The organism is Aeromonas sp. MR16, from assembly GCF_022549315.1.
GTDB lineage: Bacteria > Pseudomonadota > Gammaproteobacteria > Enterobacterales > Aeromonadaceae > Aeromonas > Aeromonas aquatica.
On sequence record NZ_JAKZFK010000007.1, the window covers coordinates 30,387 to 53,967 of the forward strand.

Genomic DNA, 23,581 nt, shown 5'->3' on the forward strand with positions numbered 1-23,581 from the left:
GTAGCAGCCCAAGCCCGCCAAACGCGCCCAGGGGCTCAGGGAGCCGCGATGGTCAGATAGCCCTCTAGCGTCTCCAGCACACTTTGCTGATCGGCGTCCGACAGTCCCAGATAGGGGCGCTCGGGCAGGTCGATCTCGGGACGGCCGAACTGATGAGCCGCGCCATATTCGAGCGGGGTGCCGAAATAGAGGGACTGGGGATCGGCCTGATAGTTGAGGGTGTCACGCAGATCATCGTTGAGGCGCAGGACTTCATCGGCATGGCGGGGCTTGCGGGCGCGGTACTTGTCCGAGAGCGGGGCCCAGGGCTCCCCCTCTGGGGTCTCTTGCGCATCCCAGCGATCCCGGTGGGAGAGTTGCAGCCCCTCGCCGATATCCGCCAGCGGCTCCCGCAGATCTCCGGTCCGTTGGTAGAGCTTGGCCAGCAGCTCATGAGCATCGGCCACCCCGTGGTGACTGATGGCGATAAAGCTGCCCGCCATCAGGCTTCATCCTCGACTCGGGTCATATAGGCAAATGCCTGCTCATCACTATTGAGCAACGCAGCTGACCAGAGGTCCCCCAGGTACTCCGCCTCTTTGCCAGACGCTTGCGCGCAGAGCGCCTCCAGCGTCTGAACGTCGGCGAGGGTGAGCAGGTCACCCTTTTCAAACAGGGTATTGGCTTTGGCCAGTAGTTTCATGCCTCGTTCCTTTTCGCCTTCATCTCGATTTGGTGGTGGCCAGTGCCGCCTTGGCCAGCATCTCTTCAACCTGTTTAGCCAATGCCGGGTAGTGCTCGGCCAGCTGCTCTGGGGCCAACATCCAGGCGGAAAACGCCTCGGCGGCCGCTTCTCGCTTGCTCTTACTACCATACTCGGTCAACAACAGCCTGCCACTCAGATCGGGCTCGCCGGCCCAAAAATGCACTTGATGGCCAAGCTCGTGCAACCAGGTAGAGACCCGTTGTGCGGCAGGCCCCACGGTTTCACCTACATTCGCCGACACACTCCAGTGTAGGCGGAAGGTATCGCCGCTGGTACCTCTCGGTTGCCATGCTCGCGGGCCTCGGTTTGCCTTGCCATCCACGATGACCTGGGAGACTGCAGCCTGCACCGCCTGCATATCCACCCCATTGAGTTTATCCCCCGCCGCCACCTTGATCACAACGTGGTCGGCCTGAACATACGTAAACCCGTTTGTCCTCGCAGCGCCCGTCGTGGTGTACCAAGACCTCACACGGGTAGGGTCGATCCCGAGATATTCACCTATCGCCGGGGCTACCTTCACACTCGCAGCTCCCTTGCCCATCTCGGTCTGTTTGATAAACAGCGTCTTGACCGGGTGCGCCTTGAGGAACGCCGATAACCCGTCACGCTGGGGCGCTGGCAACTGAGTCAGCAAGTCACTCAGGCCCTGGGCGGTCACCCCCTTGGCGCTGGAATAGGCGCTCTCCACCATCCGTTCGGGCAGTCGCTGCGCCAGCGCCGGCTTGGCCGCCTCCCGCTTGGCCACGGCCTTGGTCAGTGCGGCTGGGGTTTGCGGGCGATAGTCAAATCCCGGGTCGATGCCACGGGGGATCTTGTGTATCTCCCCGGTCGCCTTGTCCACCCACTCATAGTCGCCATCTTCCGGCGCCTTGCCTACCTCCAGGCCGCGCCGTTTGACGTCGGCAGCAGAGAGCAGGAACTTCTTGCACTTGCAGCCATAGCCGTTGCTGGGGCTGTGGGTATCCCACCAGGGATGGTCTACCGGCAGCACCAGGTTGTTCCACTTGAGGTGTAACGCCCTGGGGTGCTCCGAATCCCCGTGCCGGTAGAGTGCATAGGGCCGCTGGTGCTTGATGCGCTCTATCTGCACCTCGCGCCCGGCGTTATAGCTCTGGCGCAGGTTGGTCTCGAAGATGACGCGAGAGCGCCAGGAGGCTGGGCCGGTGTGCTCCCAACCGTGGCGAGCCACGATCTCCTTGAACGCCTTCTGGAACGCACCGAGGGATTGCCCCTCGCTGATCGCCTTGTCCACCGCCCCGCGCAGGTCGGCCAGCAAGTCCGTCTTGGTCGCCCCCGCCACCATGAAGGCGCGGTTATGGGCATCCCGCCACACATCGGCCCAGCGCTCACTCGGCATGTCGAGCTTCTGGCGAAAGAAGGCGATCGCATCGGTAAAAGGGAGCGAGCCATAGCGCACCGGCATCAGTTGCCCTCCTCCATCTCCAACATGCCGAGCAGTTCGCTGGCGGCGATGGCCTGGGCCAGCAGGGCCCCCAGCTCGTCATGGCTCAGGTTGGGTTCCAGCGCCAGCAAGCCATCCCGGATCTCCTCCAGGGTGGAGGCCTGCATCACCAACGCCTGGACCGCATCGGTCATGCTCGCCAGCAGGGGCGCCACCTCGGCCTGCAGCCTGGCCAGCTGGGTGTCGTGGTTATCACCCTGGACCGGGGTCTTGGTCGCTTTCTCTTTACCGGCAGCCTCTTTGCCCGCAGCCTCTTTGCCCGCAGTCTCTTTACCGGCAGAGAGCGCCGCCAGACCTTGCGCCTTGAGTGCTGCCTCCCCTGCTCCTGCCTGCTTATCGACAATGACCAGCACCTCCTCCCCGGCCTTGGGGGCCGGGATCTGCAGCTTGTCGCGCACCCACTGTGCCGGGATCTGCATCCCCATCCCCACCAGGGCGCGCAGCGGATAGGCCAGATCGCGCATGTCCTCCGGCTCGGTCACGTCGAACTCCAGCCGGGGGGCCCGGCGCGGGCCCTGGAAGCTTTTGCCGTTGAGGGCAAACAGCGGGTACACCAGATCCCGGGTCAGGGTCGCGGCCAGCTGACGCAGGTCGGCATCCCGTACCTCCTGGCGCACCTCGTTATGCACGTTGCCGAGCGCATTGGTTGAGCTCTTGCCGTCAGCCTGGGAGGTCAGGGTGCCGCCCAGGACGGCCTTGCTGATGGAGCGCTCGCACCAATCCATCATCACCACAAAGGGCTCGGCCTGGCCGCTGGCCGCGTTCTCGAACTCGATCTCCATCCCCCTCGGGATGATGCCGCCGGCGTTGTGGCCGATGGAGAGCACCGCCTGCAGCAGGGTCGCCTTCTCCTTCTCGGTGGCCCCTTCCGGGTACTTGCCCAGGCGCACCGGCAGGCCGTAGATCTCCAGAAACTCGGCCAGGTCCCGCACGCTGTAGTTCTTGAACAGGAAGGGCCAGACCAGGGTGCGGATAAGGCCGGTGCGCGCCAGATAGCCCGACTTGGACTTGGCCTTGTGAGTGAGCCAGCCAAACGGATTGAGGCCAGCCCCCTCCTTGCTGCCATCGCGCAGCCGCAACTGGTTCCAGTCATCCGGGTGGGTCTGGAACCAGGCGGGGTCGCGCCAGACGATGCCCTTGGGGAGCTGCAGCCCCTCCACCATTTCCCAGCCGCTGAACTCCTGGGCACTGAACCCCTTGAGCACCGCGTCGGTGGCGTCAAAGATGGCATCATCCAGCCAGGTGAAGTCCTCCAGCAGCTCCCGGATCATCTCGCTGTCGCGCTTCTCGGCCGGGGTGGCGTTGCGGGGCGGCTCTATGGTCCAACTCACCCCGAGCAGGGCACGGCGGCGCTTGCCGAGCTCGCTCTGCAGGTGGGCATCCTTCTCCTCCATGTCCTCGGCCAGCTCGCACTGGGCGATGAGGCTGCCCTCCTCCGCCTCTTTCAGTGCCGCCGCAGCCTTGCCGGGGGTGAGCCCAACGGTCGGGTGTTCGCTGTAGTGGCGGCGCAGCTGGGCCAGCTTGGCGTCGTTCTCGCTCTGCGGCTCTCTCTGCAGGCGCAGGGGGTTGCCGTGAATATCTATGATCCCGCTCATTACCAGGCACCTCGTTCATATCGGTGATAGTCGTCATCCCTGCGCTCTTCATCACGCTTGCCAGGCAAGGGGGTGAACTCGATGGCGCCCCCCTCCATCCAGCTGGCCCGCACCGCCATGACCAGGGCCACCGCAAAGTCACCGTGACGCTGTTGACCGCCCTGGCCGGTGTTCTTGCCCTTGTCGATCTTGGGGATGCCGTTGATAACCTGGATCTTGCCCAAGTCATCCTGCACGTCCGCATGGCGCGGGATAATCAGGTTGTCGTCCTCCAGCTCGGCCTTGAGCTTGGGCATCCACTCCCGGTACCAGGGGTCACTCAGCATCACGCACTCGATCATGCTGGCCCCCCAGCGCAGCCGGGCGGCTTCCGCCAGATAGCCGCCGTTGCCGGTGGCATCGAAGGCCGCCGCCGTGAAGCGGTGCAGCCCCTGCAGCAGGTAAAACAGGATCTGGCGTTGGGTTTCATAGGGGGCGTTGACCAGCTCCACCACGAAGGGCACCCGTTTACGCAGGTTGGCCGCGATGGATAGCGGAACAAACACCGAGAGATCCCCCTTGCGGGCGAAGTCTTCGCCGAGCACATGGCGGCAACTGCGATCGAGCGCCTCCAGGCAGGGCTTGAGGTGTTCCTCGCACCAGAGCTCCGCTACCGCCTTGCGGGTCTCCTCGCTTTGCAGCTCGAAATCCTTGGGCGCCGTGAAGCGCAGGATGGGGATATCCGGCTGCATGGCCCGCTCGATCAGGGTTCGCTTGATGTAGACACCACTGCTCTGCTTGGGCACGCAGAAATACTCCTCCAGCGCGTCCTCTTCGGTGGCGGTGGCCTTGAGCAGGCCCGCCTTCCAGGCATCCTCCGTCTCCTGTGTCCAGGGTGTGCCCTTGACCTGGCAAATGCGGCGATAGAGCCCCTGACGGCAGGCATCGTCCAGACTGATGGTGTGAATGGAATAGTCTTTACGACCCGCCCGGCTGTCGTTTATCAGCTGGTTAAACAGGTTATCGACGCCGTTGTGAGTGCTGATAAGGCGCACCTTGGCCCCCCACATGGTCAGCGCCATGGCTGCCTTAAGCACCTCGGCCAACCGGTCATGGAAGGCGGCCTCGTCGATAGTCACATTGCCCTGCATCCCCCGCAGGTTGGAGGGGTTGCTGGAGAGCGCCTGCACCTTGAAGCCCGAGGCGAAATAGACCACGAAGGTGAGGATCGCCTTGTCCTCATCGTCGGTGAACACCTCCTCCTGGATCTCGCCGGCCGCCTTGTTGTACGCCTTAGCCCACATGGCCACAGCGTCGATGAACTCGCGCGCCATCTCCTTGTTGCTGCCCACGTAAAAGTGGTGGCCACCGCCGGCCGACTTGGCTTTGGAAGCCGTCAGGGTGGCATCGGCGGCCTCCGCCCAGGTGATGCCGGTACGGCGACTCTTCTCAGCGATCTTGAGCGGGCTCTCGTCGGCAATCCAGATGCGCTGGTAGGGCAGCAGCACCTCGTCGGAGTTGTATTCGGTACCGAGTGTTTGGGCCAACTGCTGGGCGATAGGGGTCTGAGCAATGGCGGTCATCAGACAATCCCCAGGATTTCACGGCGAATAGCGGCAGCGGCTTCACCGCTCAGGCCTGCCTGGGTGACGATGGCCTCGGTCTTGGTGGCCACCTCCTCGGCAAATGCCTGGCGGATCTCCTTCTCCCGCTTATGGCTCTGCATGGCCGTGGACTCCAACCGCTGGGCCGCCAGCATGGCGTTTTTCAGCATGTCGATATCCACCGCCTCCTCCGGGTTCTGCACCTGGGCCAGCATCGCCTTGAACAACTGAGAGCGGCCGAGCTCCAGGATGAGCTTGGTGGTCTCCCCCATCGGCTTGTCGCCGAGTTGGCTGGTCAGTGCCGCCGTGGTTTCGCGCAGGTCACGCAGGTGCTGGCCCACTTGCTCCACCTGGCTGGCGTGGCGGCTCAGCCCCGAGCGGGAGAGCTTGAGATCGTCGGGCAACCCCGCCTCCTCGATGAGGCCGTTGATCTCATCCAGGATGGCGGCCTGACTGTTGGCTTTGTCGCGCAGCATGGCATTGAGCGCATCGCGGATGCCCTCGGGCAGCAGCCACACCTTGCTGGCACGGCCCCGGGTCGGTTTCTCGGCCATGGTCAATCCTCCGCTCGGGGCTTCTTGATGCCAGGCACAGAGGCGCGCCCTTCGGCCGCGTCCTGACCCCTACCGGTGAGATGAGCCACCTGCACCTGGGCGAGCCGTTCGATGCGCACTAGCCCCTGCTCTTCCAGCCAGGCCAGCAGAGTCTTGACTCGGTCCCGGGTCACCCGACCGGTGCCCAGCTGATCGAGGCAATCATTGAGGATCGACTCGTTGGCGGCACCGCCGATATCAAGCAGGGAACGCAAGATCACCAGGCGTTGCTGGGCGTCCAATATCGCTTGAATGCTCATGTTCTCTCCTTGAGTTCATTTTCCAGCAACAGATCGGCGAGCCGGCGGGCCTGGCGCAGCTCCGGCTTGACCTCCCGCAGCTCACCGCGTAGCTCGCTTATCTCCAACTGCAGCTTGTGCAGCTCCTTCTCACTCGGCAGGTCGGCCAACACCTGCTCTACCCGCTGCACCCGTTGTACCAGGGCAGTGAGATCCTCCCGTTTGGCGTAGGTCTTGGAGAGCAGGATGATAACCACCAGCCCTACCAGACTGGCCAGGGCGTACAGCGGCCCCCAGTTCTTAACGATGAATTCCCACACGGACAGCCTCCTTGCGCTCATACAGGGTCTGGCACTCGATACAGCGCTCGGCACCCGGTTCTGCAGCAAGGCGCGAGGGTGGGATAGCGTCATCACAATCGCAGCAGATGCCATCCCCCTGGGGCCTTGCCCTTGTTCGATGGGACTGAATAAGGCGCCCGGTTCGCTCGGCGTCGAGCTGCTGGGCGCGGTCTATGGGGTCGCTCAAGGGCGTCTCCTTGCGAACCGGTTACTTGATGACATGGGTCGCTTTGAGGCGGCCCCAGATCGCCAACAGGCCACCCACCGCACTGGCCACATCAACGGCGGTCATGGCGAGCGAGCTCTGGGTCTGGGCGTCGATATCAATGCCGAACAGGCCGGCGATACCGGCCCCCACGGCAATCACACCGCCGATCACGGCACGACTCTTGAGCGCCGGCTTTGCTTGAGGTAGCAGGGAATCAGGCATGATGGGTTTCCTTATCTTGGGGTTGGGAGAGACGGGCAACGGCCCGCAGGCGATCCAGCTCGGTCACCGACTGCCAGCCCTGGGCAAACAGGGATTGGCGAGTGGCGTGATGGCTGTAAAGCGGGATCGCCTGCAGGTCGGCACCGGCTAACACCGCCTTGAAATGGGCCTTGCGCCCATCCTTGAAGCAGAGGAGGTAACGGGGATTTTTCAGCTCGGGGATACCGAAATAACCGGCAGCCTGGATCCGTTGTTGTGCTCGGCCGTGTTTATTGGTGAGGCTGGTGCGGCTCATGGCGTTACCTTCCCGAACTGAGCCGAAAGCAGGTAACCCTGCAGGCGCAGCAGGCGGTTGATCCAGCCCCAAGCGTTGACCCACTGACTCGGGTCTTTGCGCACGATGCTCAGTAAGAAGCTGGCACGAACCTCAAGCAGGGCAAGCAGCAGGGCACGGCCACCGTCCCGGCTCGTCTTGGCGGCCAGCACCCGCAGGGTCTGGGAGCCCAGCACCCCATCGGCCATGATGCCGAGCGCCTGCTGCAGTTGGCGCACCGAACGCCCAGGGCCGTGATGCACGGCGCCGTCGAACAGGGCGATGGCAATCAATGGGCAGACGCTATCGACCCGATCACAGCGGGCGAGTAACCAGTAATTCGCGCGGTAAAACAGCTTGGCGTGGGCAGGGGTCGCATCGCCGACGGCAATATCCGGCCGGCCATCGCGATCGAGATCGAGCATGCCGTCTTTCTTGCCGTCGGCGGCATCGGCCATGCCGAACTTGGTGTGGCCACCCCGGTCATTGGGATGGTTGACCTCTCCCCCTTCCACATCGGGACGAAGCAACCAGGCAAGTGCAATGGGATAGGTATCAGGCAACATAAAAGGCCCCTCGATTAACTGCGTTATCGCAGCGTACCGAGGGGCCTTGTGGGCAGGGGTTTATGGTGGGTTAGTGCTGAAGAACCGCATAATGAAAAACGCTACCTTTAGGTAGCGTTTATTTTTTAAACAATGTTGTTGCCCAGCATATGGCGGCAAACAGCAATAGTGTGATCCAAGCCACATCAAGTCGTTCGAATAATGCCAGAGTAAGCTGATATCCCTCCAGCTTTGCTGCTTGCAAGCCATATAGCACTAACACGCTATAGCAAACCGCAATCATTAACCCAATGATGTCGCAAATTATATTGAAACGATGATTATCTTTTGTAGGTACAAAAGAAGCAAATGCTTGAATTGTATTAGGTATAAAATCAAATAATTTTGAAAAATCAAACATTAACCTGAACCTGCATTCCATAATTAACGATTACGATGCGCATCGACTTTGTTCAACTGAATACCACAAGATCCTAACACGCCTATACCAGCGCATAATCCAGGAATAAGTTCGAGAAGGCTAAAACCACCAAACAAAGCGACTGATAGCCCCGCAATCATAAAAAATGCCGTACCATTGATTGTGGTTTTCAAGACCCGTTCACGACGGTTAAGTTCGGTAGTATTCAACATAGTTGTCTCCTCCCTTACCTCTTCAAGAACCTTATCACCAAACACTAAGCTGTTTGCTAAAACCTTTGTAACATCAAAATAACTCTCAACATCAGCTCTGTCACGTTGGCTAGAACGCAGAGGCCTCAGTTGTTCACTTGGACCTGGTATCGAAGTGGGTGCAACCCGAGAATTAGATACTGCCGTTGGCTGTCCGGCAACCAAGCTGATAACAACCACAGCTGCGCATGAAGTCAAAATCTTAAGCCCATCATTTTGACTCACTCGAATCCCTTTTTCATAAAAAGAATTCAACGCATGATCATCGAATGTGGACCCACCATTATCCCACACTCTCTGTTGGCTGCTTTCTACCCTGATCACAGACATACGAAACTAGCTCCAGTCAATGATTCAACCTTTGTGAGGGGATGTAGTATCAACAGCAACAGTGTTGAGCAAATCTCTGAGCCCAATCAGACCTTCTAGTGACATACTGATGCCGACTACATGCTCCCGAAGAAGAGTTGCATCAATCTGGCCATTCGGGCGCATCAAGTTAGGGTCCTCTGGATGAGCGACCAAACCCTCTTTAATGTAACGGACTCGATCAGCAAAAAACGACAATTCAATTCTGCCATCCATTTGGTTCATAGCGCCGCCACTAGCAACATGAACTTGGTAGGTCGAGCTCCGATCATGCTCAATAGTAGGCTGTTCGACTTCTTTACGCCCTGATTGCATCATTACATCAAGCCTCAAATGAGAACCAAAATATCAAAATGGTCATAAATATAACACTATAGATAGGGTAAAGCACCTGTAGCAAACGAGTAACTCTACTTTTATCACATCTTGTCTCTAAGATTTATCGTCAAATAAATCTAGATTCATGCGTTTGCGAACAAGCTGTCTTTGTATGGCAACGACAGCATAGGTTTGCGGTACCGAGAGCCCGTGCTTGCGGGCAAGCGCATCGATATTGCGGCCGTTGAACTCGTCCCAGATGGCCCGATCCCGCAACGCCGCCTTGAGGTGCTCCCCGGTCGGAATGTAGTAGGCCCGGCCCCCCATATAATGAGCCTGCACCAGCGCCAACTTGCGGGCCTGGGCCAAGGCCTTATCCGCCGCCATCCCGCTGCGTCCCAGTTCACAGGCGAGCACATCGACCAGCTCAGCCAGCGCCTTGGGCCACTTGGCAGTCAGCTCGGCCGCCGGGATCTGATCCAGTCGGTCCACCAACTGCCCCAAGGATTCATGGTCATCGGCGAACAGGTCCAGATTCTCTTGGCTGCTATCCATGTTGCACCTCCGCCTGCATCTGCTCAAAGGCTGCCACAACGGCCTGATAGCCTGCCACTCGTCCGGTCTTCTCATTGATGGGGACAGTTCGCTTGGCCGCTTGCAGCGCCTCGACCATCCACCGCTTGTGCCAGTTCTTGAGGGATTCGAGCACTGGGTAAGCCAGCACCTCACTGAGCCAGGCCACCTCGGCCACCCCAACCCCTTTATTCAGCCGCACCGTCTGACGTTCCACATAGTGATTGAGCGCCGTCTCACTGCCATCACGCAGCAGGCCGTGGCGGTGCATGGTGATCCAGATAGCCCGGATCACCCCTATCTCGGCCGTCTTGACCGGCGCCCCGCGAGCCGGGCTTAAACGCTTGCTGACGGTCTCTTTAACAGGGCGTTTAACGGTTGGTTTAAAACCCGCAGCCTTCATGGCCACCAGTACCTTGTCCAACTGCTGGAGCGTCAGATCGGCTGCTGAGCGCTTACCGCTCTGCTGGACCAGCAGCTCTCGATAGGTCTCCTCATCCAGACCCAAAGAGCGGCGGCCCACCTGCACCAACCGGATCAGGCGGGTGCGTTCACTGCTCGCTGTCATGTTCCCCTCCCTGCTTTCGCTACCCAGATTTGACCGGCTGGCACCTCGGCCCCGCTACGCCACTGCGGACAATGGTTATCCAGCCACTGTTCGGCCTCTTGCTGGTTCAATGGGCCGAACTTCATTACATAAGCCAGCAACAGCTGCCAGTTAGACGCGGCCATGGCTGACCTCTGCCGCTCTGGCCTGTTGCAATTCCCCCACCAGCTGCCAACGCATCTGGCATGCTTCCCCTGCCAGGGCATGGAAGCCCTGCAGGCGAGCCTCTTTATCAAACTGCTTGAGCTGTCTGCACACAGCCCGTTTGTCAGGGGTCGCCAGTGCAATAGCGGCCGCGCTGAAAATCTTGGTAAGCCGAATATCCATCTCTGTTTTGGTCATCGCCGTGCTCCTTTATCGAGGCGGTGAAGACCTGGGCCCAGGTCGGCTGCTCATCAGTACCCAGCCACCACGCCGGGTAGACGGGGCAAGCCCCGTTTCGCTTACTTGGCCAGGCGCTTGCGCGCCTTGTTGACAATGGCGGATAACATGGTCAGCCGGGATTTTTGGCTGGCGGCCTGGCCGTACTGGTTGATGAAGTCGATAGCCAGTTGCGCATCATCCAGAGACCGCTGTGGATTGCTCATCAGCTGACATTCCAGGGAGCTCTTGGCATCGGCCACGCTGGTGTTCAAAAGGGCTTTCACATTTTCCATTCTTCCTCCGGCTGCTCATCAGTACCCGACCACCACGTCGGGAAGACAGGGCGGCGCTGCCACCCTGTTTCGCATCGTTACTGCTCAAACTGCAGCGGCATCAACCCCTGATACTCCTCTGCATTGAGCGGCATAGGGCCCAGTCCTAGCGCCCACAGCAGCGCAGCCTTGATGCCATCCTCATAGGTGTCATCGGGATAGCAGGTGCCCTCGGTCTCGCTGATCTGCTCGCACAGCTGCAGTTGCTCTTCGGCCTGTTCTACGTTGATTTCCATCGCGCATGCCCCCTTACAACTTGGCCAGATCCAGGCTCATCTGAACGTAACGGCCCTGGCCGTCCCGTTCATACAACCGCAGATATTGACTGGTGCCGGTCACCTGAATGGCGTCGGCGATCGCTTGCATGGCCTGCTCCCAGTCGGCGTCCTCGATGTTGAGCTGACGCAGGGAGAGCACCTGGTTAACGTCGATGTGACCGGCCTTAGAAACCCTAAAGGCGTGGTCCACCAAGGCCCGCAGCTTAGGACTGGCACCATCACTCCAGCGAGCGATACACTGGTCGATTAGCGTCTTGGCCGCCTGGATCCGTTCATCAAATTTGCGGTGCTCGCCCACCGCCCGGATCAACTTGTAACGACCGTCGAAACTGAGCAGGGTGACGTTGCCCTTGGTGCCGCCCCAGGCCACGCCATACTGCTCTGCCGACAGATCTACAAAGTCGGCGATCTGCTGCATGGCACCGATCTTGAACGTGACCAGGCGGGAACGTTCTTCACGGGCAGCAGCGATGATGGCCATCACCACCTCGTCACGCAGCTTGTCCGCCGGGGCGATCAGGTCTTCCGGTACCCAGTGCCCCTGGGCGTTCTGCCGCATCGGGGTGGTGTTGCTGGTCTGTGCTTCTTGCATGAAATACTCCTTGATGGATCTCGTTGTTATCCGGTGAGCTACTTGCCCCTCATTGGCGCCAGTGCAATACACAGCCGCCAAAGCGCACCATGGCCACCTCGCTGACCACCCCGGCCAAGTATTCCCGCCCCCACACTGCCCGCCGGGTCATCTCCGGGGGCAAGGGGCCCGTTACCATCAGCAGCGGGGTATCGCGCACCTGACCGGTGCGTACCTTGCACCCGTTTGCCGTCAGCCAGAGGCGCAGCTGGTCGGCCGTGTTCTGCAGATTTCTGTTCATCCCGTTCTCCTTATGATCTCGTCACTGGGCCCACCGCACACACCGAGCCCGCGGGTTTATTGGTTGTTCTTACCGGCTTTTACGAGCAGCCGGTTGAATCTGATACCCAGGATCTTGATCTCCTCTTCCAGCAGCGCTAACAGAGCTAGGTTCTGGCGGCTGAGGTTGTCGCCACCATCGGTCCTGGCCTGGCGGCGTAACCGGCCGAGCACTGCATCAGCGTCATACTGGGCGACAGCCACAGGTTCCGAGTCGATGGTTTTGACCGGTAGCCGCATCGGGCGGCGCAGCAGCTCTTCCTCGCCAAGCTGGCTATGGGGGCAACCGCTTCGACATGCCTTGTAAAGCCGGATCTCGTTGGGAGTACTGCCAACATCTCCAGCCTTGCGCCGCTGATGGGCCTGGCACTGGTGCTGGGGAATACGCCCCAGGATCGGGCACTCCACCGTGTGTCCCATCAACACAGACTCGACCAGTCCTTGGATCCGCACCAAGTCGCCGGGATACTTCTCGTTGCACACTTGGCTGATGGTGGTGCGGCTTATCCCCAACCTCTCGGCCATCACCGCCAGGCTGCTCGACGCCACCGCTTGGCGCAGCACCTCAAGCCACGTATCCATGTTCATTCTCCTCGGTCAGGAACGGATAGAACCGCTGCTCGTTCTGATCCCAGCAGCCGTTTTCGCGGCAGATAGGGGCATGACGCCCGGTATCGCGCACCAGTTGAAAACGCGATGGTTTGCGCTCACTGACGGGGAAGTCTTTTTCCTTGCGATGGAGAACCTTGACGTAACCAGTGCTAATTAGCTTTTCAATAAAGCCATGAGCGTTCCTTGAATCGACACCGCAAGTCATAACCAGATCGTCCTGGCCGAAGGTGCGGTTGATCAACATGGTGTTCCACATCTTCTGCTGCTGGGTCTTGCGCCAAGTGCGAAAGCGACGATAACTGCGCCCCTTTTGATTGGAACCAGACCCAAATACAGGAGGCTGTTGTGGATTGACCACGCGATAGCTGGCTGGACGGTATGTGTCAGCGAGACGTTCGATAACACCTGCATTGACCCATCTAGTGATCACTCTATTGCTATGACCTTTTTTCATCGCAGCCGCATCTTGCAACTGCTGGCTGGTGAAATGCGGCTGCTGACAACACCAGTGCCACGCCACCCTAGTTTTGGTTTCCGTGCTCAATGTAAACTCCTTGTTCTTGTTCTGCTGGGGGCCGGTTAGCGCACGCGTCGAACGTCATGGGTCAATTGACTAGCGTCGATATCTTCTAGGCCAATACGGTCCACCCCAGTGGCAAGAACAATTTTCTCGACCTTGTCGAGCGCCGAGGTGATGCTGCGCACCACCCCGTTGGAGCGTTTACGGATGAGATCCAGCAAGGCCTCATCGATCTCCACCTCCACCTCCATCAGCTCCCGAGCGAACAAGCTGACGTCCTCCAGATCGGCCGCCTTGAATTCGACCCACTGGGAAATACGGTTAAACATCTGCTTGCGCTGGCTGATCCGGCGGGCAATCTCCTCCATCCCCACCAGGATCAGCGGCTGTTCGGTGGCGTCGTAGATATCGCGCAGGGTCTCCATGATCCGGGCATTACTGACCACATGGTCCGCCTCATCGATAAACAGGGTTAGCTCCTCCTTACGGATAGCCTCGACAATGCCGTCCACTGTGCCCCGCAGGTTGTGGCGCACCGGTACCGCGAGTTGCCTTGCAATGCTTTCGAGTAGGCTGGTCAAGGTGTCTGACTTGTAGCAACGCACAAAGATGCCGTTGACCGAGTCCTGGTTAAACAACCAGGTTGTCGCGGTGGTCTTGCCAAAGCCGCTTTCTCCATGGATAAGACCAATCCCTGGCACGATAGAACTGCGGTTCAGCAGGTTGTCGAGCAACTGCTCGGTCTTGATCATGTTTTTCACTTCAACTACTTTGTTTTTCATCGTGTTGCTCCTTGTTTAAACATGGGTTTTATATCGTTACGTCATATCGTCACTCTGCTGTACGGACTCGCTTTTGCTGCTGGATGAGCAGATCTTTTTCGAGCCGTTTAGCCATTAACTGATGGCTGTGCAGGTAGCGCTTGAGCCACTGCGCATCACGCTCATCGAGGGGGGCCTGCAACTGCCGCTCGGCCAGATCCAGCGCGATCTGGTATTCGGTTTTGATTTGCGGGTAAGCGGCCTTGGCCTCGGCTTCCTGCCGGGCGGCGCGGGCTTCGCGCTGCTGCTCAATGGCGACGAGCTCAGCGGCGCTATAGCCTGTCTCGGCCTGCTGACCTACCACGCCGGCCAGGGCTGCCAGGGCTGCGTTATCGAGCGGACGATCAGCTTGTTGAAACTGCAGAGTCTCTTTGGCCTGCTCGACGAAGTGGTTGACCACATCCTGGTGCAACTCATCTATGCCAAAGCTCTTGGCGAGACTTCGCATCTCGCGCCGGAACCCTGCCAGCGCCTTGGCATCGGCCTTCTTGGCGGCACGCCAGGCCTCTGGGCTCACCCCGTTGCCAAGCAGATCGGCATTGATGGCCTCGATCCGCTCACCCCAGTCACCGGTGCGATACAGGTAAGCGCGACCCACATCGCAAGGGTCGAGAAACACCGAGACCCTCTGCGCCTTCCAGCTATGTTCAGCTAGCTCCGGCGCTGTGTAACGAATGCCGCCGGCCTTGATAAAGCCCTTGCCGACCGTGGCTTCGCCGATATGGTTGAGCAGCAGATCCAGCGCCGACTCATCGGCTACAGCCTGCCGCTGGTAACGCGACTGCAAGTACATTTCGTTGGGGCTCATCCCGAGGCCGCCGTGCTTACGGTTGTGGTAATAGGCCTCCAGCCAGCTATCGAGCAGGGTCTGTAACTGGGCGGCCGTCATCGCAAGTGCAAAGATCTCCTTGTCGGCATCTGGCTTGCGTTTCTCCTCCAACCGTTGGGCGAACGATTTGCGCGCCTCGATCACGCTGCGATCTTCCACGCAATGACCGATATAGGAGGGCAGTAGTTCAACCATCCCGTGGCTTAGGGTGCGAAAGAATCGCTCGATATGAGGTTTCTCCCAGCCGGAGTAAGCGTTGGAGCGGCTGACATTGAGGCCGAGCAGTGAGCAGATCGACATAACCCGCTGGCTCACATAGTCCGAGCCGTTGTCGGTACGCATCACCCCGTTCTCATTGAGGGTGCCCCAGCTGAGTAGCGTCTTGCGCAGCAGCAGGCAGATCCCCTCGCTGCTAGAGGACTTGGCAACCAGCAACCTTACCCGGCGGGTGTAGACGTCGATCACCGCGATAATGCTGTGACGGCCTTCGATCAGCATGGCGTCCACCGGGGTTGAGTCGAACTCCCATACGTCGTTCGGGCGGCTCATCCAGGGGTACATCTCCTCGACGGCGGTGCGGTACTGGTTGTTGTAGGCATCCGGGTTAGTGGCATAGGTAAAGGCCACCTTGTTAGCCGCCAGCCACTTGACCAGCCAGCGCCGCAGGCTGCTGGCACTGGGGATGAGCCAGCCGCAGGCGTTCATCTGGTTGTAATGGGTAGCGAGCTCATGCAACGCCGCCCATTTGTTAGCAAGATGCGGTTTTTCCACCACCAGGGCGGTGAGGAACTGGGCCAGCTCGGGGCTCTTGTCCAAGCTGAACGGGCGCTCTCGGTCGTAATTACCAGCCAGGGCTGCGGGCCCCCCCCGATCCAGGTTGGCTTGCCAGCGGCGCAGGGTGATCAGGCTAAATGGCCGCTGCCGCTCATAAATGCTGGCGGGTAGCCGCAGGGCTCGGGCGCGGTACGCATCGATAAAGGCGCGGCGCCCCACTTCCCCCTGTTGGCAGGCTTGATAAGGAGCCAAAAAGTGATCGGCAGCCTGCAAGATAAGCAGTCTGGCATCCACCTTCTTGCGAGCGGTTGCACTCAGAGCTAGCAGCTTGCGGCCCGCATCCGGCTTGACCGGCACCTCGCGGTCCAGCAGCTTGGTCATTGCCTGGGCACCGGCCACATGAGCAGTCACTAATTGACCCTGTTCGGCCACCGCTTGCTCCGCCAGATAGCGGCGGGTTTCTGCAGGCAATGAGCTGATATGGTATTCAAGACCTTTGCCCTGCTCGCGGTCGCGACTTTGCCACTCTTCGCGTTCAGCTTTTTTACGCACACTAGCCGGGTAGGCAGGCATTCCATTGAGGCCAGCAAGCGCCTGTGCTGTCCACCAGGAGCTCATAGCTCACCTCCCAACAAATCAACGCCAAGTGTTTTTGACAGCAGGATCATGATGCTCCTGCTTTCTTTTCTCTTTGGACTAACACTTTTGGACGGGGCATAGCGACTTATGCACCGCTGGACCGCCCTTGGGTGTAGCCCCTTAGATCGGGCCCACGAGGCTTGCGAGAAGCCGCGTTTGATGAGCTCAGCCCTAATCCACTGCGGGTTTTTTCCTGACATACTCACCTCATTTAGATATCATTTAGATATCTTCTAAGTGTCGCTATACGAAACTTATCATTCTTAAATGAATGATTTTGTGTCGTCATGCGTCACATATGAATGATTGATCAACTCCATATGACTGGCAAGTCTTTTTGTGCTGGAATTTTTTCAGACACAACTTCTAGGAATGGGCATCTACCGAGAATTTCTTATATGTCAAAGTCTTACGAAGAAAAAATCCTTACAACCCAAAAAGATGCTGGGGATTCTTTTTTGACTGATGGAATAGATGCACTCAGCAATAGGCTGGATGAGCTGCGAGGGAATCTCAGTTACAAGGTGTTCGCCGAAATGGTCGGAATGAGTGAGTCGGGGATGCGTAAATACTTCCCCCCTTTCAATTCACTGCCCACCATCGACAAAGCGCTGAGGATTGCTCGGGTTTTCAATGTCAATCTGGAGTGGCTGACTACCGGCCAGGGACCCAGGCATCCCGATGGGAATGCCGAGCTGATGGTGCAACGTGATGCATTTGATGAGGAGTACGCGCTGATCGATGGCTTTCACATAGCCGTCAGTGCCGGCCATGGTGCGTTTAATGACCAGCACGAGGTTAAACGCAAGCTAGCCTTTCGCCGCAAGTGGCTCAAATTCCGCCAGCTCCAGCCTGAGAACCTCGCGGTGGTTTTCGCTCAGGGCGACAGCATGGAGCCAACCATTCACACCGGTGACTCTATTCTTATCGATACCAGTAAGAATCAGATAAAAGACGGCGGCCTGTTCGTCCTGCGCCTGGGCGATGAGCTCTATGCCAAGCGTTTACAGAAGCGGGTCGATGGCGGGGTCAACATAATCAGCGATAACAGAGCAGGGTATGAGACGCTTGCCGTACTACCCAATGAGTTGGATTCGCTTAGCATCATCGGCAAGGTGGTCTGGCTGGGACATGATTTTTTTTAAGCTGAAAACATCCTAACAAGTCTGGGTGTTTGGAATTTCTGGACTACCTAAGATGTGATTAAACACACCCATATTAAAACTAGGTAGTTAGCTTGGTTCTTTCATTTTTGGTGCATTACCTCAGTGGGCCCGGCGCAATCTTTCATTTTGACGCCGCGCGCCCCTGGTACCCCCCGATCCACCTCTGAGCCTTGTCAACCTTGAGTTTGTCCCACAAGATCCCACTTACTTTCGGCTGCTCCCGGTTTTTTCATTCTCAGTGGTCGGTTACAACAGGTGCCGGCCAGCAGGCCAGCCCCAGCGCGGCAACCACCGGGATCAGCAGGCTGCGCGCCACCGGCAGTTGCCAGCCGGCCCACAGCAGGATGAGCAGGGCGCTGGCGGGCATCAGCCAGCCGGGCACCGGCCACCAGAGCTGCAGATGCGCCGCCAGCAGGCTCAGTCCCCACAGCACCCACTCCAACCCGAGATCCGCCAACCAGAACAGGCCGTGGGCGAGCGGGGTGGAGAGCGGCGCCAGCAGCACGCCGATGAGGGCGAGGGGGATGATCCCGAGACAAAACAGCGGCAGCGCCAGCAGATTGAGCAACAGGGCCAGCGGCGCCATGCCCTCGAACAGCAGCAGTTGCAGCGGGAGCAGCCCCAGTAGCAGCAGGATCTGCAGCCGCACCAGACCGGGCTTGGCCTCCAGATAGCCCGCCAGCAGCAACAGCGCCACCGCCATGAAAGAGAGCCAGAAACCGGCCGAATAGAGGGCAAAGGGATCCCAGAGGCAAAGCACCACGAAGGCCCACAGCCAGATCCGATGGCTGGGCCAGTCTCGTTTCAACCAGCGCAGCAGGCTCCAGACCGCGACCATGATGAGCGCCCGCTCGGTCGCCACCGCAAAGCCTGCCAGGGCGCTGTAGGTCGCGGCGAACAGCAAGGAGACCAGGATGGCGCCACGCAACCCGAACAGCCGCCCGAGCCACCAGCCGAGCACCGCCACCAGGGCGATGTGCTGGCCGGAGATGGCGATGATGTGGGTCAGGCCGCTGCCGCGAAACAACTCCCACTGCGCATCCGTGATGCCGCTCTGCTCGCCGAAGCTGAGTGCCGCAAGCAAGGGGGCATGGGTCAGCCCCTGCCAACCGGCATTCGCCTGCGCCAGCCAGCGATCGCGCCAGCCCGGGGCCGCCGCCTCTGTCTCGACGATCCGGCGCAGGTTGCCGGTGGCGGTGATGCCCTTGCCAAGCAGCAGCCGTCGCCCGTCCATTCCGGCCTCGTTGGCGAGGCCGTGGGCGGGCTTGAGGCTGCTCACCAGGGTGATGCGACTGCCGGCGGGGATCGGCGGCAGCGCCTGATAGGCGTTGAGGCGAACGAGGGGTTCCGGGCTGAGGGGCCTGTCGTCCAGGGTCGAGACTCGCAACAGCAGGCGGACAAATTTATCACCCGGTTTATCACCTGATGGCTCCGTACTTTGTACCCGTGCGGTTATGATGTGGTTCGTCTGCTCCGCCAGCCGCTCCAGCCAGCCAAGCCGATACGGCAAGCTGGCCTGCATCCAGAGCATGCCGAACACCAGAAACAAGAGCCGCCAATGGCGGTAATATGCGAGGGGGATGGCGAGGGACAGCAAGACGCCCCCCCATGCGACTGAAGGTAACCATGGCCAGAGTAGCGAGGAGCTTGCCCCCAGGGCAAACGACAACAGACGCAGATCCATGGAGCAAGTATTTAGCAAGGTTTCAATCATGCCCAAACATCTCATCCAGCGCTGGCTACCCGATCAAGAGGCGCTCAAGACTCACAAACACCTGAAGATGTTCGGCAGCCTGCTGCTGGATAACAATCTCTGGCATCTCAACCGCCGCAGTGCCTCGGCGGCGGTCGGGGTCGGCCTGTTCATGGCCTGGATCCCGGTGCCTTTTCAGATGTTGCTGGCCACAGGTGGCGCCATCGCCTGCCGGGCCAATCTGCCGCTGGCGGTGGCGCTGTGCTGGGTCGCCAATCCCGTCACCATGCCCCCCATGTTCTATGGCGCCTACAAGCTCGGTTGCCTGCTGCTGGGGAGCCCCTCCCAGGATATCGACATCGAATTCAGCTGGCACTGGCTGAGCTCCGTCTTCGAGACGGTGGCGCCGCCGCTGCTGCTTGGCGCTCTTGTGCTGGCGTGCGTCAGTGCGCTGTGCGGCTACCTCGCGACCCGTCTGCTGTGGCGGCTGAGCGTGGTGCGCCGGTGGCGTCAGCGCTGGAGAGCCCTGGCATGAACCTCTCCCGCTTCAAGCTGGATCCTGACTCCCTGCGCAAGCAAAAATGGTTCGCCCTGTTCGGCGAGCGGCTGTTTGCCCCGGCGCTGTGGCAGGGCGGCCGCCGGGCGCTCTGCGGCGCCGTCGCGGCCGGGCTGTTCGCCAGCTGGGTTCCGATGCCCATGCACTCCCTCGTCGCGGTCGTGCTGGCACTCGCCTTCGGGTTCAACCTGCCGCTGGCCCTGCTGGCGGTCTGGTTCAACAACCCGCTGACCCTGCCCTTCATGTATCTGTGGGCCTATCGCACCGGCTGCCTGGTGCTGCACCAGACCCCGGAGCCCTTCCACCTCACCTGGTCTCTGCATTGGCTGGAGCACGAAGCGGCCACCCTGGTCCCTCCCTTCCTGCTCGGCAGCCTGCTGCTGGCGATGCTGACCGCCGCCACCGGCGCCCTGCTCACCCTGCTGCTGTTGCAACTGGCCAGGCTGGTCAAGCGTCGCTCCCACACTCCCTAAGTCATTGACTCATCACGGGGATGGTAAGCTCTGAGCCTGCGCTGGCTGCGTGCCCGGCTTGCCATCGTTTGACTCAACCACCACACTCCTTGTAGCCCTCTGTGCCCTTAGCACCATCAGCATCATCCATTCGAGACAAGGAGCCCACCATGGCCGAACCGCTGATCCTCGCCTATGCCAATGGCCGTCCCATCTCCCTGCTACCCGCCCTCGCCAATCGCCACGGTCTCATCACGGGCGCCACGGGCACGGGCAAGACAGTCACGCTGCAGGTGATGGCGGAGGGCTTCTCCCGCCTGGGGGTACCGGTCTTTCTGGCCGATGTGAAAGGGGATCTCGCGGGTCTGGGGGCCGCAGGCACCCCTTCCTCCAAGCTGGATGCCCGCCTCGCCCAGCTCGGCATTGCGGCGCCCGCCTTTGCCCCCTGCCCCACCCTGTGCTGGGATCTGTTTGCCGAACAGGGCCACCCGGTGCGGGCCACCGTCTCCGACATGGGCCCCCTGCTGCTGGCCCGGCTGCTCGGCCTGAACGATACCCAGAGCGGGGTGCTGGAGCTGGTGTTCAAGGTGGCGGACGACGAGGGTCTGCTGCTGCTCGATCTGAAAGACTTGCGCGCCATGGTGCAATTCGTGGGAGAGAACGCCAAGTTCCTCACCACCCGCTACGGCAACGTGTCCACCGCCTCCGTCGGCGCCATACTGCGCAATCTGCTCACCCTGGAGAGCGCGGGGGGCGATCACTTCTTCGGCGAGCCCATGCTGGATATCCAGGACCTGCTGCAGACCGATCAGGTCGGCCACGGCCATGTCAATGTGCTGGCGGCGGCCAGGCTGACCCAATCCAGCCGGCTCTATGCCTGCTTCCTGCTCTGGCTGTTGTCCGAGTTGTTCGAGCAGTTGCCCGAGGTGGGCGATCCGGAGAAGCCCGTACTGGTGTTCTTCTTCGACGAGGCCCACCTGCTGTTCAACGACGCCCCCAAGGCGCTGCTGGAGAAGATCGAGCTGGTGGTGCGCCTCATCCGCTCCAAGGGGGTCGGCATCTACTTCGTGACCCAGAGCCCGGCCGATATCCCGGACAGCGTGCTGGGGCAGCTCGGCAACCGGGTGCAGCATGCCCTGCGCGCCTTCACCCCGAGCGATCAGAAGGCGGTGCGGATCGCCGCCAACACCCTGAGGGCCAACCCGGCATTCGACGCGGCCGGCGTCATCACCGAACTCGGAGTAGGCGAGGCCCTCGTCTCCCTGCTTGATGAGAAGGGTCGCCCCAGCGTGGTGGAGCGCGCCTTTATCGCGCCGCCAGCCAGCCGGATCGGGCCGCTGAATGACATTGAGCGTCAGGCCCTGATCCGGGGCTCCCTGCTCTACGGCAGCTATGAGGTCAGGGAGGATCGCGACTCCGCCTTCGAGCGCCTCAACGGTCAGGCAGAAACCAAAGACCAGGGCGTGGCGCAGGAGAAGCCGACCATGGCCCCCGCCCAGGCCGACGCCCCCGCCGAGGGGGGACTGCTCGATGCCCTCAACGACATGCTGTTTGGCCGCACCGGTCCCCGTGGTGGCCAGCATGACGGCGTGGTGCAGACCGCCGCCAAGAGCGTGGCCCGCACCCTGGGCAACGAGGTGGGGCGCCAGCTGATCCGCGGGGTGCTTGGCTCCCTGCTGGGAGGCAAGAGTCGGCGCTGAGCCGCGCAGACAGACGAACATAAAAAAGCCCGCCAAATCTGGCGGGCTTTTTACGCTGTCGAGTCTGTGATCATCCAAGTGGGGATCACCTCAAGCCGATCTCACGGCACCTTGCGGTGACCTCGCCGAGGGGAGCCATATCGAACGGGGATGCCCTTCCTACGGTGCTTACAGCACCTTGGCGATGGCGTCACACAGCGGATCTATGTTGGCGCGGGTGATCCCGGCCACGCTGATCCGGCCGGAGCCGACGATGTAGATGGCGAACTCGCTCTTGAGGCGTTCCACCTGATCCTTGGAGAGACCGGAGAAGGAGAACATACCGTTCTGCTCGCGGATGAAGCCGAAGTCCTGGTTCACCCCGAGGGCCGCCAGCTTCTCCACCAGCAGCTCGCGCATCTCGCGGATCCGTACCCGCATGGCGGTCACTTCTTCCACCCACTCGGCATAGAGGGCCGGATCGCTGACGATGGCGGTTACCACGGCGGCGCCGTGTGACGGCGGGTTGGAGTAGTTGGCGCGAATGACAGTCTTCACCTGGGTGAAGGCGATGTCGGCCACGGCCTTGCTCGCGCTGACCAGGGTGAAGGCACCGACCCGCTCATTGTAGAGGCCGAAGTTCTTGGAGAAGGAGCTCGCCACCAGCAGCTCGTCGTGGCAGGCGGCGAAGATGCGCAGACCCTCGGCGTCTTCCTCGATGCCCCGGGCAAAGCCCTGATAGGCGAAGTCAAACAGTGGCAACCAGCCGGCGGCCGCACTCTGTTTGGCCAGAGCGCACCACTGCTCGGTGGTGGGATCGATACCGGTCGGGTTGTGGCAGCAGCCGTGCAGCAGCACCAGTTCCCCGGGTTGCACCTCGGAGAGGGACGCCTGCATGGCGGCAAAGTCCAGCCCCTTGGTGGCGGCATCGTAATACTTGTACCACTTCACGGTGAGGCCGGCGGACTGGAACACGCTGACGTGGTTGGCCCAGGTGGGATCGGAGATCCAGATGGTCTTGGCCAGGCCATTGCGCACCACGAACTCGGCAGCGATGCGCAGGGCACCAGTGCCACCCGGCGCTTGCGCCGTCTTGGCGCGGCCGCTGGCGACCAGCGCAGAGTCTTGCCCGAACAAGAGTTGCTGCACGATACGACCGTATTCGATGTTGCCCTCGATGCCGAGGTAGTTCTTGGTCTTCTCGTCGTTGAGCAGCTTCTGCTCGGCCTTCTTGACGCAATGAAGGATGGGGGTGGCGCCGGTCTCATCCTTGTAGATCCCGACCCCCAGATTGATCTTGTGGCTGCGAGTATCGGCACGGAAAGCTTCGGTCAGGCCCAGGATAGGATCCGCTGGGGCGGCAACAACCTTTTCAAACATGGTAGTCCCTGTATTCCATTGAATGTGTGGGTGTCAGGCGCTTTTTTGAAACAAAAGCAGCAAACGAAAAGCGGCGGACAAAAACGCCAGATTGGCAAGCGCTCCGTCAACTCTTTATACCATCGCCTTCAATAGGGGAAAACCGCTTTTTCGAGAGGGTCTGTGGCC

32 protein-coding genes and 2 other RNA genes are annotated in these 23,581 nt (G+C 60.3%); 4 read left to right on the forward strand and 30 right to left on the reverse strand.

The genetic code is table 11. The features are described 5' to 3' along the window. Positions 1–35: 35 nt before the first annotated feature. From MM194_RS07445 to MM194_RS07575, 28 genes are all read right to left on the reverse strand, one after another. Positions 36–482, reverse strand: a complete 447-nt coding sequence (locus tag MM194_RS07445; RefSeq protein WP_241343196.1) for a phage virion morphogenesis protein — start codon at positions 480–482, stop codon at positions 36–38. Next, positions 482–682 carry a hypothetical protein gene (locus MM194_RS07450; protein ID WP_241343197.1) on the reverse strand — a complete coding sequence of 67 codons (201 nt, stop codon included), beginning with the start codon at positions 680–682 and terminating at the stop codon, positions 482–484. Before MM194_RS07450 ends, MM194_RS07445 begins: the two co-directional genes overlap by 1 nt. Positions 683–701: 19 nt before the next feature. Continuing rightward, entirely contained in the window at positions 702–2,171 is a 1,470-nt protein-coding gene (locus tag MM194_RS07455) for a phage minor head protein (protein WP_241343198.1), read from the reverse strand. After that, entirely contained in the window at positions 2,171–3,805 is a 1,635-nt protein-coding gene (locus MM194_RS07460) for a DUF935 domain-containing protein (protein ID WP_241343199.1), read from the reverse strand. Before MM194_RS07460 ends, MM194_RS07455 begins: the two co-directional genes overlap by 1 nt. Further along, a complete protein-coding gene (locus MM194_RS07465) occupies positions 3,805–5,367 on the reverse strand; it encodes a terminase family protein (protein WP_241343200.1) in 1,563 nt (520 codons plus the stop codon). Before MM194_RS07465 ends, MM194_RS07460 begins: the two co-directional genes overlap by 1 nt. Then, a complete protein-coding gene (locus MM194_RS07470) occupies positions 5,367–5,942 on the reverse strand; it encodes a DUF3486 family protein (protein ID WP_241343201.1) in 576 nt (191 codons plus the stop codon). Before MM194_RS07470 ends, MM194_RS07465 begins: the two co-directional genes overlap by 1 nt. A gap of 2 nt (positions 5,943–5,944) precedes the next feature. Further along, positions 5,945–6,241, reverse strand: a complete 297-nt coding sequence (locus MM194_RS07475) for an ArsR family transcriptional regulator (RefSeq protein ID WP_241343202.1) — start codon at positions 6,239–6,241, stop codon at positions 5,945–5,947. Then, on the reverse strand, positions 6,238–6,540 hold the full coding sequence (locus MM194_RS07480; RefSeq protein ID WP_168234779.1) for a DUF2730 family protein: 303 nt from the start codon (positions 6,538–6,540) through the stop codon (positions 6,238–6,240). Before MM194_RS07480 ends, MM194_RS07475 begins: the two co-directional genes overlap by 4 nt. Further along, positions 6,521–6,748: a TraR/DksA C4-type zinc finger protein gene (locus tag MM194_RS21930; protein ID WP_277605070.1), complete on the reverse strand. Its 228-nt coding sequence runs from the start codon at positions 6,746–6,748 to the stop codon at positions 6,521–6,523. The genes MM194_RS07480 and MM194_RS21930 overlap by 20 nt, the downstream gene beginning before the upstream one ends. 21 nt (positions 6,749–6,769) lie before the next feature. Further along, entirely contained in the window at positions 6,770–6,991 is a 222-nt protein-coding gene (locus MM194_RS07485; protein ID WP_241343203.1) for a hypothetical protein, read from the reverse strand. After that, entirely contained in the window at positions 6,984–7,286 is a 303-nt protein-coding gene (locus MM194_RS07490; protein WP_241343204.1) for a hypothetical protein, read from the reverse strand. The genes MM194_RS07485 and MM194_RS07490 overlap by 8 nt, the downstream gene beginning before the upstream one ends. After that, the gene (locus MM194_RS07495; protein ID WP_241343205.1) at positions 7,283–7,870 is read right to left on the reverse strand and encodes a glycosyl hydrolase 108 family protein; all 588 of its coding nucleotides are present in this window, start codon (positions 7,868–7,870) and stop codon (positions 7,283–7,285) included. Before MM194_RS07495 ends, MM194_RS07490 begins: the two co-directional genes overlap by 4 nt. 118 nt (positions 7,871–7,988) lie before the next feature. Then, positions 7,989–8,270: a hypothetical protein gene (locus tag MM194_RS07500; RefSeq protein ID WP_241343206.1), complete on the reverse strand. Its 282-nt coding sequence runs from the start codon at positions 8,268–8,270 to the stop codon at positions 7,989–7,991. 23 nt (positions 8,271–8,293) lie between these two features. Further along, complete coding sequence (locus MM194_RS07505; RefSeq protein ID WP_241343207.1) at positions 8,294–8,872, reverse strand: hypothetical protein; 579 nt, start codon at positions 8,870–8,872, stop codon at positions 8,294–8,296. Between the two features lie 24 nt (positions 8,873–8,896). Continuing rightward, a complete protein-coding gene (locus tag MM194_RS07510) occupies positions 8,897–9,229 on the reverse strand; it encodes a hypothetical protein (RefSeq protein ID WP_241343208.1) in 333 nt (110 codons plus the stop codon). A 114-nt stretch (positions 9,230–9,343) separates the two neighbouring features. Next, positions 9,344–9,784, reverse strand: coding sequence for a Mor transcription activator family protein (locus tag MM194_RS07515; RefSeq protein WP_241343209.1), 441 nt, complete (start codon positions 9,782–9,784; stop codon positions 9,344–9,346). After that, entirely contained in the window at positions 9,777–10,370 is a 594-nt protein-coding gene (locus MM194_RS07520) for a regulatory protein GemA (protein WP_241343210.1), read from the reverse strand. Before MM194_RS07520 ends, MM194_RS07515 begins: the two co-directional genes overlap by 8 nt. A 150-nt stretch (positions 10,371–10,520) precedes the next feature. Then, positions 10,521–10,751 carry a hypothetical protein gene (locus MM194_RS07525; RefSeq protein ID WP_163156093.1) on the reverse strand — a complete coding sequence of 77 codons (231 nt, stop codon included), beginning with the start codon at positions 10,749–10,751 and terminating at the stop codon, positions 10,521–10,523. Between the two features lie 40 nt (positions 10,752–10,791). Then, positions 10,792–10,854, reverse strand: an RNA gene (locus MM194_RS07530) — hammerhead ribozyme type II. Further along, positions 10,853–11,065: a hypothetical protein gene (locus MM194_RS07535; protein ID WP_241343211.1), complete on the reverse strand. Its 213-nt coding sequence runs from the start codon at positions 11,063–11,065 to the stop codon at positions 10,853–10,855. The genes MM194_RS07530 and MM194_RS07535 overlap by 2 nt, the downstream gene beginning before the upstream one ends. A 5-nt stretch (positions 11,066–11,070) precedes the next feature. Next, an RNA gene (locus MM194_RS07540) (hammerhead ribozyme type II) lies at positions 11,071–11,140 on the reverse strand. Between the two features lie 2 nt (positions 11,141–11,142). Further along, a complete protein-coding gene (locus MM194_RS07545; protein WP_241343212.1) occupies positions 11,143–11,340 on the reverse strand; it encodes a hypothetical protein in 198 nt (65 codons plus the stop codon). Positions 11,341–11,353: 13 nt separating this feature from the next. Further along, positions 11,354–11,974, reverse strand: coding sequence for a DUF3164 family protein (locus MM194_RS07550; protein WP_241343213.1), 621 nt, complete (start codon positions 11,972–11,974; stop codon positions 11,354–11,356). A 49-nt stretch (positions 11,975–12,023) separates the two neighbouring features. After that, complete coding sequence (locus tag MM194_RS07555) at positions 12,024–12,254, reverse strand: hypothetical protein (protein ID WP_042074593.1); 231 nt, start codon at positions 12,252–12,254, stop codon at positions 12,024–12,026. 56 nt (positions 12,255–12,310) lie between these two features. Then, positions 12,311–12,874, reverse strand: coding sequence for a transcriptional regulator (locus MM194_RS07560; RefSeq protein WP_241343214.1), 564 nt, complete (start codon positions 12,872–12,874; stop codon positions 12,311–12,313). Continuing rightward, positions 12,858–13,448, reverse strand: coding sequence for a hypothetical protein (locus MM194_RS07565; protein ID WP_241343215.1), 591 nt, complete (start codon positions 13,446–13,448; stop codon positions 12,858–12,860). The genes MM194_RS07560 and MM194_RS07565 overlap by 17 nt, the downstream gene beginning before the upstream one ends. A gap of 35 nt (positions 13,449–13,483) precedes the next feature. Beyond that, complete coding sequence (locus MM194_RS07570; RefSeq protein ID WP_241343216.1) at positions 13,484–14,206, reverse strand: ATP-binding protein; 723 nt, start codon at positions 14,204–14,206, stop codon at positions 13,484–13,486. Between the two features lie 49 nt (positions 14,207–14,255). After that, on the reverse strand, positions 14,256–16,466 hold the full coding sequence (locus MM194_RS07575) for a DNA-binding protein (protein WP_241343217.1): 2,211 nt from the start codon (positions 16,464–16,466) through the stop codon (positions 14,256–14,258). A 419-nt stretch (positions 16,467–16,885) separates the two neighbouring features. On the opposite strand from MM194_RS07575, the gene MM194_RS07580 reads away from it, so the two are divergent. Further along, the gene (locus tag MM194_RS07580; RefSeq protein ID WP_241343218.1) at positions 16,886–17,632 is read left to right on the forward strand and encodes a helix-turn-helix transcriptional regulator; all 747 of its coding nucleotides are present in this window, start codon (positions 16,886–16,888) and stop codon (positions 17,630–17,632) included. Positions 17,633–17,888: 256 nt separating this feature from the next. Here MM194_RS07580 and MM194_RS07585 read toward each other — a convergent pair whose 3' ends face one another. Continuing rightward, complete coding sequence (locus MM194_RS07585) at positions 17,889–19,250, reverse strand: ComEC/Rec2 family competence protein (protein ID WP_241343219.1); 1,362 nt, start codon at positions 19,248–19,250, stop codon at positions 17,889–17,891. Between the two features lie 115 nt (positions 19,251–19,365). Here MM194_RS07585 and MM194_RS07590 point away from each other — a divergent pair, with 115 nt between their 5' ends. From MM194_RS07590 to MM194_RS07600, 3 genes are all read left to right on the forward strand, one after another. Beyond that, positions 19,366–19,881 carry a DUF2062 domain-containing protein gene (locus MM194_RS07590; protein ID WP_241343220.1) on the forward strand — a complete coding sequence of 172 codons (516 nt, stop codon included), beginning with the start codon at positions 19,366–19,368 and terminating at the stop codon, positions 19,879–19,881. Continuing rightward, a complete protein-coding gene (locus tag MM194_RS07595; RefSeq protein WP_033131184.1) occupies positions 19,878–20,375 on the forward strand; it encodes a DUF2062 domain-containing protein in 498 nt (165 codons plus the stop codon). Before MM194_RS07590 ends, MM194_RS07595 begins: the two co-directional genes overlap by 4 nt. 149 nt (positions 20,376–20,524) lie before the next feature. Next, positions 20,525–22,054 carry a helicase HerA-like domain-containing protein gene (locus tag MM194_RS07600; RefSeq protein ID WP_033131183.1) on the forward strand — a complete coding sequence of 510 codons (1,530 nt, stop codon included), beginning with the start codon at positions 20,525–20,527 and terminating at the stop codon, positions 22,052–22,054. 168 nt (positions 22,055–22,222) lie between these two features. Here the strand turns inward: MM194_RS07600 and MM194_RS07605 are convergent, their stop codons facing one another. After that, positions 22,223–23,413, reverse strand: a complete 1,191-nt coding sequence (locus MM194_RS07605) for an amino acid aminotransferase (protein WP_241343221.1) — start codon at positions 23,411–23,413, stop codon at positions 22,223–22,225. Positions 23,414–23,581 lie beyond the last annotated feature (168 nt).

Excerpts from the sequence above, each read along its gene's own strand:
- MM194_RS07450 (WP_241343197.1), bottom strand. The coding sequence starts at position 682 with ATGAAACTACTGGCCAAAGCCAATACCCTGTTTGAAAAGGGTGACCTG.
- MM194_RS07505 (WP_241343207.1), bottom strand. The coding sequence starts at position 8,872 with ATGTCTGTGATCAGGGTAGAAAGCAGCCAACAGAGAGTGTGGGATAAT.
- MM194_RS07595 (WP_033131184.1), top strand. The coding sequence starts at position 19,878 with ATGAACCTCTCCCGCTTCAAGCTGGATCCTGACTCCCTGCGCAAGCAA.
- MM194_RS07535 (WP_241343211.1), bottom strand. The coding sequence starts at position 11,065 with ATGGAAAATGTGAAAGCCCTTTTGAACACCAGCGTGGCCGATGCCAAG.
- MM194_RS07555 (WP_042074593.1), bottom strand. The coding sequence starts at position 12,254 with ATGAACAGAAATCTGCAGAACACGGCCGACCAGCTGCGCCTCTGGCTG.
- MM194_RS07575 (WP_241343217.1), bottom strand. The coding sequence starts at position 16,466 with ATGAGCTCCTGGTGGACAGCACAGGCGCTTGCTGGCCTCAATGGAATG.
- MM194_RS07490 (WP_241343204.1), bottom strand. The coding sequence starts at position 7,286 with ATGAGCCGCACCAGCCTCACCAATAAACACGGCCGAGCACAACAACGG.
- MM194_RS07510 (WP_241343208.1), bottom strand. The coding sequence starts at position 9,229 with ATGATGCAATCAGGGCGTAAAGAAGTCGAACAGCCTACTATTGAGCAT.
- MM194_RS07520 (WP_241343210.1), bottom strand. The coding sequence starts at position 10,370 with ATGACAGCGAGCAGTGAACGCACCCGCCTGATCCGGTTGGTGCAGGTG.
- MM194_RS07550 (WP_241343213.1), bottom strand. The coding sequence starts at position 11,974 with ATGCAAGAAGCACAGACCAGCAACACCACCCCGATGCGGCAGAACGCC.
- MM194_RS07525 (WP_163156093.1), bottom strand. The coding sequence starts at position 10,751 with ATGACCAAAACAGAGATGGATATTCGGCTTACCAAGATTTTCAGCGCG.
- MM194_RS07580 (WP_241343218.1), top strand. The coding sequence starts at position 16,886 with ATGTCAAAGTCTTACGAAGAAAAAATCCTTACAACCCAAAAAGATGCT.
- MM194_RS07560 (WP_241343214.1), bottom strand. The coding sequence starts at position 12,874 with ATGGATACGTGGCTTGAGGTGCTGCGCCAAGCGGTGGCGTCGAGCAGC.
- MM194_RS07465 (WP_241343200.1), bottom strand. The coding sequence starts at position 5,367 with ATGACCGCCATTGCTCAGACCCCTATCGCCCAGCAGTTGGCCCAAACA.
- MM194_RS07460 (WP_241343199.1), bottom strand. The coding sequence starts at position 3,805 with ATGAGCGGGATCATAGATATTCACGGCAACCCCCTGCGCCTGCAGAGA.
- MM194_RS07485 (WP_241343203.1), bottom strand. The coding sequence starts at position 6,991 with ATGCCTGATTCCCTGCTACCTCAAGCAAAGCCGGCGCTCAAGAGTCGT.
- MM194_RS07475 (WP_241343202.1), bottom strand. The coding sequence starts at position 6,241 with ATGAGCATTCAAGCGATATTGGACGCCCAGCAACGCCTGGTGATCTTG.
- MM194_RS07500 (WP_241343206.1), bottom strand. The coding sequence starts at position 8,270 with ATGTTTGATTTTTCAAAATTATTTGATTTTATACCTAATACAATTCAA.
- MM194_RS07470 (WP_241343201.1), bottom strand. The coding sequence starts at position 5,942 with ATGGCCGAGAAACCGACCCGGGGCCGTGCCAGCAAGGTGTGGCTGCTG.
- MM194_RS07495 (WP_241343205.1), bottom strand. The coding sequence starts at position 7,870 with ATGTTGCCTGATACCTATCCCATTGCACTTGCCTGGTTGCTTCGTCCC.
- MM194_RS07590 (WP_241343220.1), top strand. The coding sequence starts at position 19,366 with ATGCCCAAACATCTCATCCAGCGCTGGCTACCCGATCAAGAGGCGCTC.
- MM194_RS07570 (WP_241343216.1), bottom strand. The coding sequence starts at position 14,206 with ATGAAAAACAAAGTAGTTGAAGTGAAAAACATGATCAAGACCGAGCAG.
- MM194_RS07455 (WP_241343198.1), bottom strand. The coding sequence starts at position 2,171 with ATGCCGGTGCGCTATGGCTCGCTCCCTTTTACCGATGCGATCGCCTTC.
- MM194_RS07545 (WP_241343212.1), bottom strand. The coding sequence starts at position 11,340 with ATGGAAATCAACGTAGAACAGGCCGAAGAGCAACTGCAGCTGTGCGAG.
- MM194_RS07445 (WP_241343196.1), bottom strand. The coding sequence starts at position 482 with ATGGCGGGCAGCTTTATCGCCATCAGTCACCACGGGGTGGCCGATGCT.
- MM194_RS07600 (WP_033131183.1), top strand. The coding sequence starts at position 20,525 with ATGGCCGAACCGCTGATCCTCGCCTATGCCAATGGCCGTCCCATCTCC.
- MM194_RS07515 (WP_241343209.1), bottom strand. The coding sequence starts at position 9,784 with ATGGATAGCAGCCAAGAGAATCTGGACCTGTTCGCCGATGACCATGAA.
- MM194_RS07605 (WP_241343221.1), bottom strand. The coding sequence starts at position 23,413 with ATGTTTGAAAAGGTTGTTGCCGCCCCAGCGGATCCTATCCTGGGCCTG.